We start from the raw sequence: 16,040 nt of genomic DNA, 5'->3' as shown, positions 1-16,040 counted from the left end.
TTTTTCATCTATTCATCCAATCCATCCAACTATTAATCTGAGTTTTACTAATAAAAACAGCTTGTTCAGTTTCTGATTTTGGTTGAAGATGAATTTCTATTTTTTGACTTGAATGTTTGATAATTTCTGCAATTGAATCAATATGAACAATAAATTTTCGATTAATTTTAAAGAAAATAGTTTCGTCTAATTTATTTATAATATCCTTTATTGTATCATCATAAATATAGGTTTGTTCATCTTTTGTTTTCATAAAAAGATGTTTACCTGAAGCAAAAAAATAAGCGATTTCATGTTCCTCTACCGAACGTAATTTGTTTCCATTAGTAACCAAAAATCGACGCATAATATCAGATGGAGAATTTTCTAAAACTGTTATGGATTGTAATGTTGGCGCGATATCAAAACTTGTACAAATGGTTTTGAATTTTTGCAAAGCAACATGTAATTCCTCTACTTCAAAGGGTTTCAGAATATAATCAATCGTGAAATGCTTGAAAACTTTCATTGCATATTCATCATAAGCCGTGATAAAAATAATTGGCGTTAGAATCTCAACTTCCTGAAAAATCTCGAAACTTTTTCCATCACCTAAATGAATATCCATAAAGATTAAATCAACCGAATTTTCTTTAAAAAAAGCTGTAGCTTGCTTAGTAGAACGTAAAATTGTAATCGAAGAAACATCAACAATAGCCTGTTCTTCTAACAAATTCTTTAGATAAGTAACAGCCAATAATTCGTCTTCTACAATTGCAATTTTCATGAATACAAAAGTATAAAAAAACCGTCTAAATGATGAATAAAGACGGTCTAAAAATGTTATAAATGAGGATTATTGAGCTTAGCTGCTTGTGGTATTTCTATTGTATAACGAACATCATTTTGCTGTAAAATATATTCTTTATCAGAAATATGATGTATAATTTGCTTTTGATCTACACGGCGTAAATCGTACCAACGTTGACCTTCTAAGGCAAATTCTCTGAAACGTTCATCTAAAATAAACTTCATCAGTTCAGTTGAATTCATCGCAGAAATTTCAGTTTGTAATTTTGCAAAACCAGTTGCTGTATAACGATTTTGTAAAACTGAAAACAATGTTGCTTTTGCTTGATCTAAATTATTTAATTTCAAGTATGATTCAGCTTTGATAAAATATAATTCAGCTACACGAAAAGACGTTTTGAATTCTGAATTTCCACCTTTGATAATTTTATATTTTGATCCACTTTTCTCAAAATAAAGTGAGAAACGTAAATCATTTTGAGTATCATAACTGCTTAACAATTCTGGTGAAACATACGCCATATACTGAATTGCATTATTCAACGTATTGTCTAAAGCCAAAATAGATTCTGCAGAAGTGTAATGATTAGGAACTTGTTTTGTTGTGTTCAAATTCACCAATTCACCTTTCATTTTTAATGTTGAATCAGAAAAATCAATTGCTTTTTGCCATTCATTTTTATACAAAGCAATTCTTGCTTCTAAGGCATTTAAAGCTACATTCGAAAATCTATAGTTTAATCCGGCTAATTGCGAATCCATTTTCATCAACTTAGATGCTTGATCTAAATCAGACTGAATATGATTGTAAACTTCTTGAACTGATGATGGCTTAAGCGTTGCTTCTAAATCAACTTTCAGATTTAAAGGAACTCCTTTATCTGTAGCTGCTGTAGCTGCATTGTATGGTTTTCCATATAAATTAACCAAATCAAAATAAGCGTATGCACGTAAGGCATAAGCTTCTGCTAATAATTGATCTTTTTCAGTTGAATCTTCCATCGTTTTTGGTCCTTCATTAATGATTTGATTTGCATAAAAAATCACTGTATAAAAGCTAACCCAAGGAAATTGAATTGAAATTTGATCTGGATTTGTATCCTTCCATTGTACAATTTCACGATAGGAAATAAAGTCATTTGAATATTCGTTCAATGTAACCTCATCGGTGCGTAAAGCTGTCAACGATTTGTGTGTTGGATATTTTGAATAGGCATTCGTTAAAACCATACGATAATCTTCTATCGTTTTTGGAATTACTTTCCCATCTGGTTCGATATCCAAATAGTTGTCGCAACTAACTGCTGTAAAGCTAACTGCAACTATGCTTAATAATAAAAATATTTTTTTCATTTGATTTTAAAATTTAGAAAGAAACATTAACTCCTACTGTTACAGATTTTGCAATTGGTTGCGCATAAATATTTCCGTAAGTTTCTGGATCAAAATAACCTTTGTAACCATTACTAAACACAAATAAATTACGACCTTCTAAACTGAAACGAGCACTTTTGAAACCTATAACCTCAGCATATTTGTTTGGTAAAGTATAACCAACACGAATACTACTGATTCGCATATAGCTAATTTCTTTTGCCCAAATATCTAGTAAATTATAAGCGTTTGCGTTGTTTCCTGCAAACCATTTATTCGCCATCCAGCTATCATTATCACCAACAATTGGACTTGTAATTCCTGGAAGTGTAGAACCTGCCTCAAAAATATCTTGTGTATAATTACGACCCGGATCCAATTCCATTCCACGATAAGAAGGTGACCTCATCACAGTTTGTTTTAAATTGAAAGCTGCAGAAATCGTTAAATCAAAATTATGAATCTTAAAATTATTGATAATACCTCCAGTAAATTTAGGATCGCGATCTCCGATATAAGTAAATAATTTACGTTTTTCTTCGCTTGTTAATTTAGAATCCACAATTTCTCCTGGTAAAAAATCTTCGTATAAGTCATATAAAGCAAAGAAATCTTTTGCAGAAACTTTTTCATCACCTTTCCAGAACATTGGATTTCCATATTCGTCAAATCCAGCTGTTTTTAAAGCAAAAATTGCATTTATAGGTAAACCTTCACGAGATGGAAGTAAACTATTTTCGCGTTGTTGCTCTTTAAGAACTTTACTCTTATTGTGCGCAAAATTAATAGTTGTAGACCATTTAAAGTTTTTCTTATCAATGTTGCGCGTTGTTAAAGCAATCTCAAAACCTTTGTTTGTCAATTCACCCCAGTTCACCATTGTATATTCAAAACCTGTTTCTAATGGCGTTTCGCGCATACTAATCATATCTGTTCCTTTACGATTGTAAACATCAACAGCAAGGTTGATACGATTTTTGAAAAGACCTAAATCTAACCCAACATTTGTATTGGTTGTTTTTTCCCAACGTAACAAATCATTCGGTAAATTAATCGCGTTGATAATATCTTCTTTATTACCAGGTAAAATTGTAGCATCGTTATACTCACCAATAAAGAAAGGTGAAGTATTACGATCAATATTTCCTTGTAAACCATAAGAAGCACGTAAACGAAGATTCGAAATAAAATCGACATTCTCCATAAACGATTCTTTTGAAACTAACCAAGACGCAGAAACTGCCCAAATTGGTAAGTATTTATATTTTTTATTTACACCGAATAAATTTGTACCATCGTAACGAACACTACCAAAAACGGTATATTTTCTATCTAATGTATACGAAGCTGTTGCAAATGTAGAAACATACGCATTTTCATCCGTAGGCATTTCTCTGTACGTTTCATAACGTTTATCAGATGCAGAACTTGAATTTGGGAACACAATTGCAGTACCTGTTTTCGTCGTTTTATTGTAACCAAAAGCACGTGTTAAAGTCGTGTCGTTTTGTGTGTGACGAATTTCTGTACCAGCCATCAAGTCAATTTCGTGACGATTATTAATCGTTGTACTATATGTTCCTTGTAATTTCCAGTTATATTGAAAAAATTCGTTATCCCAATTTTGTTTCACTCCACCGTCAGGTAAAAAATACAAGTATTGTCCCGATTTATAGTAACGCGTACCTTCTCTCATTTTACGAGTAAAATAAGTTTCTTGTTCAGCGTATTTTTCTGTTTTGTTGCTATCGTATTGAATTCCAAATTGAGATGTTAATTTTAACCCTTTTGCTAATTGATAATTAAGATCAATAATACCTTTTAACGAACGGTTTCTTAATATATAATTTGTATTTTCTCTTTCTTCGATAAAATTGAATGGAACAGAACGATCATCATATCCATCAATATCTTGATCATAACGATAAGAACCATCTGCATTATATGGAGATAAATATGGATTCGCATTTCGTGAATAATTAATCGGATTGATAGACGCATCTGCATCGGTTACAAAAGATTTTTTATCACTTAAAGTTGCAAAAATAGAAATCCCTACATCTAATTTATCGTTAAGTTTATAATTATTTTTTAAAGTAAGATTATAACGCTCAAAACCTGTACCAATAGTAGTTCCTTGCTCATCATAATATCCTAAAGAGAAATAATAATCAGAACGATCATTTCCTCCAGAAATACTTAAACCATATTGCGTATTAATTGCATTGCGGTACAATAATTTTCCCCAATCTGTTGTGTTATTTCGTAAAGAGTTAATCTGATTTTGGGTTGTAAGATCTAAAGAACTGAAACCACCATTGCGCAAAGCACCAAGTTGACCATTCTTTTGTAAAATACGCATTACTTCACCTTTATCCGTACGATACGTTAAATCATCGCGACCAGCAAGCATTAATTCAAGATCAACTTTTTGAGAAGCATTTAGTAAATTTAATCGACCAAAATCTGGACGAGCTGTTACAAATGTATTCGCAGAAAAATTAACCGTCATAGCACCTTTTTTCCCACGTTTTGTAGTGATCGAAATTACACCATTTGCAGCTCTTGCACCATAAATAGCTGTTGCAGCAGCATCTTTAAGAATTGTAATATCTTCGATATCGTTTGGATTTAATCCAGCGATAGAAAAGTTTTGTAATTGATCAATATTATCTTTATCACTAAAATTTGGAACATCATTTCCTTCTAATGGCAAACCATCAATCACCCATAACGGATCTTGAGGACCAGAAAGAGAAGCTGTTCCACGAATTCTAATTTTACTTGGAGAACCTGGAGAACCTGTTTCAGTTGCTACAGCTACACCAGCAATTTGTCCACTTAATAATTGATCAACACTTGCTACACCAGCTTGTTGAATATCATCCATTTTTACAGTAGATACTGCTGATGTTAACTTACGTTTTTCAATTTTTTGATAACCCGTTACGACAACTTCTTTTAGATCATTATCTCCTGATAGAGCTTGACCTGAAGTAGATTTTAAGCTTACATGATATGTCGTTAAATCTGTAGAAAGTTCAATTAATTTAGAATCATAACCTAAATAACTAATTAATACAGATTTTGTATCTGCAGGAACTTCTAATGAAAAGAAACCATCTTCATCTGTAACAGTACCGACCGTTACACTTTCTATAATTCCTTTTTGATCTGTTTTTGTCGAAATTGATTGAGCTTCAATTTTAACAGATGCACCAGCAATTCCAACCAACGATTTTTCATCTTGAACCGATCCTGTAATCACTCTCTTTTCTTGAGAAAACGCAATACTTGCCGCAAAAAGAGGCAAAAGAATGAGTGTCTTTTTCATTTCTATATCTTACTTTAAAGCTTCTTTAATACGAATGATTAAATCAGCATAATGCGCTTTTGTAGACGCATCTCCATTATTCTTTTTCTTGTTTAACAAAGCTAACACGCGTTGTAATTCTGCTCTTTTATAGGTTGTCACTTCTGACACTCTTTTCATAGAAGAATAGTTAATGTTACGCGCCATTTTTTCTTCGTCTAAATAATTACAGATAGTTGGTAGTTGTAAATTTTGGTCAATTGTAAGTCCTGCTACAGTTGTTTTCTCAAATAATTTGTTTGTTGAAACAATCAATGCATCAACATAATTTTTTTGAGTCATTCGTTCAAGAATTGTTAAGCTTGATTTTTTATCAAAAGCTGCACTTCTTACTTGATCAAATAAGTTTTCAACTGTATATATTTTTTCGTTTGATTTTAATTCTTGGTGATTCAATTCATTTTCTAAAAGACGTAATAAACGATCATCTGTAAATAAATTATAAATCAATCCATATTGCATTTCTCTTGCTAATGTATACGGCGTTTGCTCGTAAGGTCCCATTGGAGAATTTTTAATTGCATATGTTTTATCTAAAATATCATTGAAGAATAACCATTTTGGTAAGTTAATCACGTTTTCATTTAGATAATTAACAGCTTTACGTTGAATATCCGCAGGAACTGGTTCGTACGCTTTTTTATCAATTCCGAAATAGGTATTGTTTAGGTAAATTCCACCAACATTTGCTAAAACATGGTTTGAATATAAATCCCACTGCCCTATTGTTTGGTAATATAATTTACCTGTATTGATATAGCTTTTTCCATCTTCATACGTCCATTTCAAAATATTTTCTGAAACACGTTTAAGATTTTTCATTCCATATTCACTTGCCAAAACAGCATCATCACCTAAATCTTCTGATTGAGAACGTGGATCTATTGTACTTAAATAGCTTTGTTGTTCACCATAAAAATACATTGGATCGTCTTCATGTTTTTCAATCATTTTACGAAGAGATACTTTTTCTATTTCTTGATCTGGAAACCAACGATACCCCCACTCGATCGCATATTTATCATACAATCCTATTTTTGGTGTAATTGCAGTAACGCCGTCTTCTGGTTGTGCTACATAATTGTATCGCGCATAATCCATAATAGATGGTGCTGTTCCACCCATTTTATCTGTAAACTCTTTCGAGCGTAAAGATTCTACTGGGTAAGAAAATGAAGAACCCATGTTATGTTTCAGACCAAATGTATGTCCTACTTCATGAGAAGACACAAAACGAATTGCTTCTCCCATGTGTTCGTCACTAAATTTATTTCCTCTTGCTTTTGGATCAATTGGACCAGTTTGAATACGCATCCAATCATGCAAAGAAGTCATTACATTGTGCCACCAAATAATATCAGCTTCTAAAATTTCTCCACTACGAGGATCAACAACAGAAGGTCCCATTGCATTTGATTTTGGAGAAGCCGCATACGTAATTACTGAATAACGCACATCATCTATATCAAAATCTTTGTCATCAGCAGTTGGTTCTTTTGCGATGATTGCATTTTTGAAACCTGCTTTCTCAAAAGCAACTTGCCAATCGTGTACACCAGCAATAATTTTTTGACGCCATTGTTTTGGTGTCGAAGGATCGATGTAATAAATGATTGGTTTCTTAGGTTCAACTAATTCTCCTTTCAAGTATTTTTCTTTGTCCTCATCTTTTGGTTCTAAACGCCATTTTGTAATAAAACGTTGATCTTCCATTTTGTGTTGAGCATCATTAAAAAACCAATGTTTTTCTGTGAAATATCCCACACGGTTATCTGCTAACCTAGGTTGCATAGGAGTTGTCGAAAGCAAAACAATATTGCTTGTAACACCCAAGGTTACGGCCAAATCTACCCCTCCTTCATTTACACTTGTTGTTAACTGAGACTTAACTACAATGTTTTCTGGAAACGTTTTTACATTTTCTACATATGATAGATTTGCTTTAACCGAACCTCCTAAACCTACGTTTGATAATACGTCGTTAAAACTTTTTTGATTTCCATCAAAAATTTTGTTTACTTTAATCGCAACTGCTGTCGAGTCGTTATTTTGTGCTTCTATGTCAAAAACCTCTATAATCGATTCTGAAAAATTATCTTTTACAGAAGCTGTAATCGCATCATTTTTAGGTGAAGAAACTTGTGGAACTAAAGTTTTAACCCACACTTTTTTAGCAACTTTATCATGATAAAAAGAAATCACTTTATTTTCGTAGTTCATTCCTTTATTCAAGCCCGCTTCGTTCACTTCCATCGGAACTTGAGACAATTTATTCACGACCAAAAATTGGCGTCCAAATAAACTATCTGGAATCTCGAAATAAATATCCGTCTTAACTTGAATCGTATTGAATAAACCTTTCTTGTAAGTTCCTTTCTTGATTAATTCATCGATTTTTTTAACTTTCGTTACAGTTGAATCCTTTTTCTCTGTTTTATCTTTTTCAGCTTTTTTATCCTCTTTTTTCTGACCATAAACAACAGCCGAAGACATTGCCAAACTTAGATATAGCGCTAATTTATAATTCTTTCTTTCCTTAATCTGACTCATTCAAACGTTAAATTATCATTAATTATGGCATAAACTTAATCGCAGTTTTTTTATAATAATAGTTTTTTGGAGTGAGTGGTTGTTTTTTTGGAGTGAATGGTTATTTTGGTTCGATATAAGGCAAAAAACAAATAAATTCATCGTTTTCTACTTTAGTCAAAAAATTGTCAACTTGATAAAAATGATAGATTTTTTGTAAATATTTCAAACCAAATTTTTCGTTATCTAAAGTTTTACTTTTTTTCTGAAAAGTATTTTTAACAATAATCAAATCTGATTTTACATTAATGTTAATCGTTAAAGGTTGATCTATTGTAGCGATATTATGTTTTATTGCATTTTCTACAACAATCTGTAATGCTAAATATGGTAAATTTTTATCTACACTTTTAGGATCTTCAATCTGTAAATCAAAAATCAATTCTTCCGAAAATCGACTTTTATGCAAATCCATATATTGTGCAATAAAATCTAATTCCTTTTTTACAAGTACAACATTCTCTTTCGGCGGAACAATAAGATATCGGTAAATTTTAGAAAGATTCATCGTAAATTTTTGCGCATTTTCTTTGTTCAAACCAATTAGCATATACAGAGAATTTAACGAATTGAATAAAAAATGTGGATTAATCTGATTCTTTAATTGTTGTAATTGTGTTAATGTATTCGCATTATTAATTTTTTCATTTTCAATTAACAACCTGTTTTTTTCTTCGATAACCGCAGCTTTTTCACGATAAGTTTTAGACGTTATTTTATTGAACAGTAAAAAGATTATAATGATTAAAAAAACGGTTCCTAGAAATATAAATCCAACATAAAACTTAGTACGTTCAACCTTTTCATCAATTATATAGCGTAAATGATTCACAACAATATAACCATCAAAATTTTTGGTATGCAAGGGTTTTATAAATCGTTTGATGTCAGTATCTTTTATAAACTCTGATGTTGCATCGTTTAACGTATATATATCTTGAGGAAAATTAGATTGTATCGTACTTGTTATGGTATCATTTGGTTTGATATCTGTAAAATCAAAAATGTTTTTGCCAATAAACTTTTCGTTTGGATGTGTGATACATATTCCGTCTTTATTGAAAACATACATATAATTAGAAGAGGTTGCATCTACCGTTGTGAAGAAATTGTATAAATCATACAAATTTATTGTAGAGCCATAATACATATTTTTACCATCAGACAATTTAATCGAATCATAATTTACCCAATACAAAGTATCTTTATAATTCAATAAAAAATTATCAATCTTTTGATTTTTTGCCTTAAAAATAGATTTGTATTCTTTAAATTTTGGTTGATTAACCGTTTTGGCTAAAATTTGATGGTCGGTCAATTTATTTAGGTGAGGTTCATACATTGCGAACCAATCATGACGAATTAATTTTCGGTTGGAGTTTAATTCATTTAAAACAGAAAAATGATCAGCAACATTATTTCCCTTGCTCTTTTTTACTACCTTTTTTAGAACTTCCTGATATTCTTCTATATTTTTGAATTCAAATTCTACCGCCTCATATTTTCGTTGAAAACCTTTTATTACAAAATCATCATTACTTTTTTGAGTTTCATTATTAATTAAAATACTCAAAATGATTAATGCGATTATAGCAATTAAGCTTACAATCAATGCTATAAAATAAATAGATTTGCTGGATAAATGAACTTGTAAAAGGAAAGACAAACTAATTTTTTTGTAAAATTAAGTGAAGTTAGTTAATCTAAAAAATAAGCAAACATTTATCATAAAAAGATATATTTCAATCAATTATCAATAAATGATAAAATAAAATATCTCCCTCTCGGGAGATATTTTAAGGTTTACGACCTGTAATTAAGCGATACAAAATTGCAATAACAGCCAAAACCAACAGAATATGGATAAAACTTCCTACAGCTTCTCCAAAGCCAAAATATCCAATTGCCCATAATATAAGTAGGATAACAGCAATTGTAGTTACAAGATTTCCCATAATAAATGCTTTTTAAGTGGTTATAATATTTTATATCAATTATAATGCCTTAAAAATATTAATTAAAACATTGGATGTTCATTTGCAGATTCTTTTGGAACATCTTGATGTACGTCCCAATGTTCAACAATTTTACCATTCTTTAATCTAAAAATATCAATTGTAGATTTTAATGAACCATCTGGATTCGTATTTTTTATATGTAAGAAAACTAAATCACCTTCGGCTGCGATATGCTGAACGTCAATTTTAGTTTTAGAAGCTCCTTTAAACCAACCTTCTGCTGCTTTTTTAAATGCAGCAGAACCATCTGCTACATTTGGATTATGTTGAATATATTCTGGAGCTATATATTTATCAACTGCGGATAAATCTTTGTCACCAAACATTTGTTGATAAAAATCGAGTACAATTTTTTTGTTGGACTCTATTTCTGAATTTGAAGATACTTGAGTTGTTTCCGTTCTATCTTTACAACTCATAAGTTGAACTGAAAACAAAATTGCTGAACCAACTATAATTGGGAAAATAATTTTCTTCATGTTAATAGATTTTAAGTTAAGCAATCAAAAATCTATCCGAATTATTCTATTTAGTTTTTTCTTTACGTGTAAATAAGTGCGAAATAATTTCTAATTTATCTGTATCAAATAAACATAAATCATCAATATAAAAAGGTGTAAAATGAAAGCTTTCTTGATCTACAATACCAAATTCTCTACGATTTGGTTCGTATGCAACAAATCCTGTTCTCAAGAAAGGTTTAGAAGATACTTTATACAAAACAATATCATTGGTAAATAATCGTCTATTACGTTTATCTAAAACATTTATTCCAATATCAATAGTATCAAACGATAAAGAAGTTTCGTGCCAAGAAAACTCATTGTAAGCTTTAAAATAAGTTACTCCATCAATTTCTTTTGCAAATCCTTCTATTTTATTTTTATTCCTTAATCGATAATATCCGATCGTTTTCATTTGGCAAATTTGCAATAAAATTTTTTAAAATAGAAACGAACAATATTAAAATAGATGATTAAATTTATCATCCGAAAACAACTAACAGAATGTATAAAGTTTATCCTCAAAAAAGATACAACGAAACATTAGCTTTACTGAAACAGTTTGCTAAACCTACAGATAAAATATTAGACTTAGGTATTAAAAATCCCTTTTCAGAAGTAATGATTGAAAATGGTTTTGATGTAAAAAATACAAATGGCGACGATTTAGACTATTATTATAAGGATTTGCAAAATTATGATGCTAACTTTGTAACGGCTTTAGAAATTTTAGAACATTTGGTTAATCCAATGGAAGTGTTACGAAACCTACCGGGTGATAAGTTGTTAGCTTCTATCCCGATGCGTTTGTGGTTTTCACCTGCTTATCGTAATCAAAATGATCCGAGGGATGTACATTTCCATGAATTTGAAGATTGGCAATTTGATATGTTAATGGAAAAAGCTGGATGGATCGTTATTCATCGTCATAAATGGACGCATCCATCAAATAAACTGGGGATAAGACCCTTATTAAGAAGAATTACACCAAGATATTATGCTGTTTACGCAGAACGAAAAAAAGACTTTATCTACTAAATACTCTATTGTTATACCTGCACATAACGAAGAAGATTTTATTACTATTACATTAGAATCTATCGTTAATCAAACAGTTTTACCTCATGAAGTAATTGTTGTAAATGATCATTCAACCGATAAAACACAACAGCTAGTAGAAGGATTTGCTACAAAGTATCCTTTTATAAAATTAATAAATATAGTGTCCAAAAGTGAGCACCAACCAGGAAGTAAAGTAATACAAGCTTTCTTAAAAGGTTATGAAATAATTGACACTAATTACGATATTATTGTTAAGTTAGATGCAGATTTGGATATTCCGGCTAACTATTTCGAGACTATTCTTCATCATTTTAATCAAGACGAAGAAGTTGCAATGGTTGGAGGTTTTGCGTATATTGAGAAAGATGGAAAATGGATTTTAGAAAATCTAACCGATAAAGATCATATTCGTGGTGCTTTTAAAGCATATCGAAAAAAATGTTACGAAAAAATTGGAGGATTACGTCCACATATGGGTTGGGATACTGTTGATGAACTTTTATGTAAATATTACGGATGGAAAGTAATTACAGACGAATCCTTGCACATAAAACATTTAAAACCAACTGGAGCTAGCTACAATAAATCTGCGCTTTATAAACAAGGAGCAGCATATTATGCATTAGGATATGGTTTTTGGATTACATTAATTGCTGGCACAAAATTAGCTTTACGTAAAAAGAAACCTTCTTATATAATGTACTATTTAAAAGGTTTTTTTGAAGCAAAAGCTAACGGAACAAAAAAAATGGTTGATCACGAACAAGAAAGATTTATTCGAAATTATCGTTGGTCAAAAATGAAACAAAAAATAAAGGTTAAATCTAATATGCGTTATTGGTTAACATATCTATTTATAGGAATTCCATTTATTAGCTTTGCGCAAAGCAAACTGATTACAGGATCTGTTATGGTAGATGAAGGAAACGAATATGTATCTTCGGTTTCTGGAGCTCGAATCGAGAATCTAAAATCAGAAAGTAAAACATATACCAGCTCTTCTGGGTATTATTCTATTCAGGCAAGTGTTGGTGACACTATTTTGTTTGAAGCAGATTTTTTAATTCCAAGAAAAATTGTTGTTAATCAAAATATTTACAACAAAGGATTTTTACAAGCCCATTTAGACATAGAAACTATAGAATTAGGTGGTGCAACTATTGGAAAAGGTCCTCTACAACCAAAATATCACAAAGATAGCAAGACAGATTTGTATGATAAAATGGGACTTGATCAACGTTTACGTGATTTAGAACCTAAAAGAGATATTGCAAAATTTAAACCAATGGATGTATTAAATCCTGTTCGATTAATTGGTCATATGAACGGATTTTACAGAGATCAACGCCGAGTTAGAAATTACGAAACTAAATTATCTCTTATACAAGAGGTTAAACATTATTATCCAACAGATTTTTATACCAATCAATTGCAAATTCCAGAATATAAAATAGAAGAATTTTTATATTATGTTAATGCGCGCTATCCTTTACAAGATAAGGTTTTAAGTCGTCAATTTGGCACCATAATGATTGATTTAGAATCTTATGCAAAAGATTATCTAAAAGAACTAAATCAAAGTAAAAATTAATAATTCTTAACAGATTTTTAAAGTTAAGCCAATAAACGTTAACAAAATCTGTACTAATTTTTTAAGACTTATATTCGTGCAACTAATTAAAAGTATTAATAACAAACAATTGAAATCACTATTTACCATTCTAATGTTGTTGTTTTCTCACTTCATTTTTGCACAAGAAAAATGGGTACAAGGAAATATTATTATCGATGATTCTGATGATACTGCAGAAGGCGTTTATGTTACAAATTTACGTACAAACCATACAACAATTTCCAATTTTACTGGAACGTTTCTTATTCAAGCAAAAATAAATGATACGTTAAAAATAAAATCTGATTGGTATGAAAATCGTTTAATTATTTTAAAACCAAATTTGTTTAATAAACAAACAATTGTAGTACATTTAGCAGTACAAACTATACAATTAAATACAGCATTTATAGGTCAAAAATTAACTGGTATTCTTGAGAAGGATGTTAAAAATGGAAAAAAACAAGATGTTGTTACTAAATTATATAAAAATCTTGGAATAAACCCCGATATCAAACCTATAAAAGATACTTCTTCTTTAAAAGCTGGTTTATTAAGTGGCGATATTACGTTAACAAGATTAGATATTGGACGTTTATATGATGTTTTTTCTGGAAAAGCAAAACAGCGAAAAGCGTTGATAGATTATGAGGATAGATACGACAAGATAACAAAAATTAAGAATTATTTTGGTGAAGATTATTTTACAAACGATTTAAAAATACCAAAATTCAAGATAAGAGATTTTATTGATAATGCACTAGCAAATACAGAAACAAAAATTGAATTGAACGATGTAAATTACTTTAGATTATTACAACTCTTTAATTCTTATAGCAAAATATACCTCGACTTTTTATATGGAAAAGTCCCAAATACAACCAAAGTTATACAAAAAGATACAATTAATGATTAATAAAAAGAGCTTGAAAAATCAAGCTCTTTTTATTTAAAATAGGTTTTTATGATAGTTATTAATTTTAGTTAGCTGCAAATGCTATAACAGCATTTTCTCCCCATGTGCTAGCTCCCAAATTAACCCAGTTTTTATCCAATAACAAAGTTCCCCATATCTTAGGCTTTTTTGCAATTAAATAATAAGTTTTAGTCGTTGATGAAGTATTGTTAATAATAGTTTGACCAAATGCTAAACTATAAACCCCTAAATATGCACCTCCAAAAAGATTTCCACTTTCAGCATCAATTGATGAAACATACGAACCATCCGAATTTTTATCAGCCCAAGCTAATTGTGCAAATAAACCATCATTGTAAGTACCATTATTACCAGAAACTCTCAAGATAATGGACGATCGTATTAACCATTTACCTGGAGGTAGATCAATATAACTTTCTGTATAAGCAACATTAGCATCCACTCTTCCAGCATAACCTACTCCAAGCTTTCCTATTACAGTCGAAATTCTATTCTTCCATACAATATCTCCCTGATTATTTAAAATACTTAAAACGTTACCATTACCTTGGGTACCATCTAATAAACGAAAGCCTTTACCAATTTCTGAATTTACAGTTACATCTACACCTATTGAAACTTTTGCATTATTCTCTGGTAAATTACCCAAGCCAATATTAGAGGTATTTTTTTCAATAATTAAATCATTAGATAATTTCTTTTGATTAGAAATATTTGATAGATTATCTTTACTTCCATCAACATGAAAACTTCCTTGAGGATTACTAGTATTTACCCCAACCTGAGCTTCTACATTATTAACTATTAATAATATCAGAAATATATAAACTAAATTTTTCTTCATTTTTGAGATTTTATTAGTTTGCTGGATAAGCTATAATAGAATTTTCTGTCCATTGTGAGCTACCAAGATTATTCCAATTTCCTGTATAACCATTAACTATATCTACCCCTCCAATCAATAAATAATATTTTTTTGTAGTAGTACTTGTATTATCAATTAAGGTTGTTCCAATTGCATTTCCAAATGGAGACATAAAAGTACCTGAGTTAAAACCACCATAAAAACCACCTGACGGACCCGTTTTTAATTCGCTCCAGTACAATCTCACCCATGCTCCTTTTCCATTAGCAGGATCTGTGGTAGAATTTAAAACAATATTTGTTAATACCAACCATTTACCTGGTGGTAAATTCATTTCTATATTTGTCCATTGATTATTATTTCCTCCTATTATAGGACCGTTATAACCCGTAGATGGAAAAGCAACAGGCAAAGCATTTGATAAAGCTTTCCAAGTTCCATATCCATTTGCATCAGACATCAATACATAATTTACATTTTGATTTCCATCTTGTATACGAAGAGCTGGAGAAGTAGGCGATACAATTTCTAATTTTCGTGTAGGTGTAGTTGTTCCTATTCCTAAACTTCCATTAGCTGTTACAATAACATCATTTAATTGTTGAGCCGAAGTTGGAGTTCCAGATTTATTATTATCATTACTTCCATCAACATGAAAAATACCTTGAGGATTTGCCGTATTGATTCCTACTTGACTATTAACATTATTAAGAAAAGAAAATAATACTACAATACACAGTATACACTTTTTCATAGTTTAGATTTTTTTAGTTTGATGAGCAAATTTTAGAAAAAAACATATTTAAAAAAAGATTACAACTGTTAAATGGAAGGTATAAAAACATTACAACTAATTATTAATCTATTTTATTATCAGTGTTTTAAATTTTATTATTTAAGAAATTCATAAAAATTCAT

General features: G+C 30.3%; 13 protein-coding genes. 3 read left to right on the top strand and 10 right to left on the bottom strand.

The features are described from left to right. Positions 1-4: 4 nt before the first annotated feature. From AC2I98_RS02580 to AC2I98_RS02545, 8 genes are all read right to left on the bottom strand, one after another. Positions 5-766, bottom strand: a complete 762-nt coding sequence (locus AC2I98_RS02580) for a LytR/AlgR family response regulator transcription factor (RefSeq protein ID WP_486413073.1) — start codon at positions 764-766, stop codon at positions 5-7. Positions 767-822: 56 nt separating this feature from the next. Beyond that, positions 823-2,142 (bottom strand): RagB/SusD family nutrient uptake outer membrane protein, encoded by a 1,320-nt coding sequence (locus tag AC2I98_RS02575; RefSeq protein ID WP_486413072.1) that lies wholly within the window; start codon positions 2,140-2,142, stop codon positions 823-825. 13 nt (positions 2,143-2,155) lie between these two features. Beyond that, positions 2,156-5,497: a SusC/RagA family TonB-linked outer membrane protein gene (locus AC2I98_RS02570; protein WP_486413071.1), complete on the bottom strand. Its 3,342-nt coding sequence runs from the start codon at positions 5,495-5,497 to the stop codon at positions 2,156-2,158. Between the two features lie 9 nt (positions 5,498-5,506). Next, positions 5,507-8,086, bottom strand: coding sequence for a zinc-dependent metalloprotease (locus tag AC2I98_RS02565; RefSeq protein WP_486413070.1), 2,580 nt, complete (start codon positions 8,084-8,086; stop codon positions 5,507-5,509). Between the two features lie 100 nt (positions 8,087-8,186). Next, entirely contained in the window at positions 8,187-9,791 is a 1,605-nt protein-coding gene (locus AC2I98_RS02560) for a sensor histidine kinase (protein WP_486413069.1), read from the bottom strand. A 130-nt stretch (positions 9,792-9,921) separates the two neighbouring features. After that, complete coding sequence (locus tag AC2I98_RS02555; RefSeq protein ID WP_486413068.1) at positions 9,922-10,080, bottom strand: lmo0937 family membrane protein; 159 nt, start codon at positions 10,078-10,080, stop codon at positions 9,922-9,924. Between the two features lie 62 nt (positions 10,081-10,142). After that, positions 10,143-10,622, bottom strand: coding sequence for a nuclear transport factor 2 family protein (locus AC2I98_RS02550; RefSeq protein WP_486413067.1), 480 nt, complete (start codon positions 10,620-10,622; stop codon positions 10,143-10,145). Between the two features lie 46 nt (positions 10,623-10,668). Beyond that, positions 10,669-11,061 carry a hypothetical protein gene (locus AC2I98_RS02545; protein ID WP_486413066.1) on the bottom strand — a complete coding sequence of 131 codons (393 nt, stop codon included), beginning with the start codon at positions 11,059-11,061 and terminating at the stop codon, positions 10,669-10,671. Positions 11,062-11,150: 89 nt separating this feature from the next. Here AC2I98_RS02545 and AC2I98_RS02540 point away from each other — a divergent pair, with 89 nt between their 5' ends. The 3 genes from AC2I98_RS02540 to AC2I98_RS02530 all read left to right on the top strand — a co-directional run bounded on the left by AC2I98_RS02540 (position 11,151) and on the right by AC2I98_RS02530 (position 14,236). Then, complete coding sequence (locus tag AC2I98_RS02540; RefSeq protein WP_486413065.1) at positions 11,151-11,684, top strand: class I SAM-dependent methyltransferase; 534 nt, start codon at positions 11,151-11,153, stop codon at positions 11,682-11,684. After that, positions 11,644-13,299 (top strand): glycosyltransferase family 2 protein, encoded by a 1,656-nt coding sequence (locus AC2I98_RS02535; protein WP_486413064.1) that lies wholly within the window; start codon positions 11,644-11,646, stop codon positions 13,297-13,299. Before AC2I98_RS02540 ends, AC2I98_RS02535 begins: the two co-directional genes overlap by 41 nt. A 109-nt stretch (positions 13,300-13,408) precedes the next feature. Further along, positions 13,409-14,236: a hypothetical protein gene (locus AC2I98_RS02530; protein WP_486413063.1), complete on the top strand. Its 828-nt coding sequence runs from the start codon at positions 13,409-13,411 to the stop codon at positions 14,234-14,236. Between the two features lie 64 nt (positions 14,237-14,300). Here AC2I98_RS02530 and AC2I98_RS02525 read toward each other — a convergent pair whose 3' ends face one another. Together AC2I98_RS02525 and AC2I98_RS02520 are read right to left on the bottom strand one after the other, a co-directional pair. Then, the gene (locus tag AC2I98_RS02525) at positions 14,301-15,101 is read right to left on the bottom strand and encodes a hypothetical protein (RefSeq protein ID WP_486413062.1); all 801 of its coding nucleotides are present in this window, start codon (positions 15,099-15,101) and stop codon (positions 14,301-14,303) included. Positions 15,102-15,114: 13 nt separating this feature from the next. After that, positions 15,115-15,876 carry a hypothetical protein gene (locus AC2I98_RS02520; RefSeq protein WP_486413061.1) on the bottom strand — a complete coding sequence of 254 codons (762 nt, stop codon included), beginning with the start codon at positions 15,874-15,876 and terminating at the stop codon, positions 15,115-15,117. Positions 15,877-16,040 lie beyond the last annotated feature (164 nt).

The organism is Empedobacter sp. EJD.6dd, from assembly GCF_057369435.1.
This window is presented reverse-complemented; position numbering and strand designations above follow the sequence as displayed.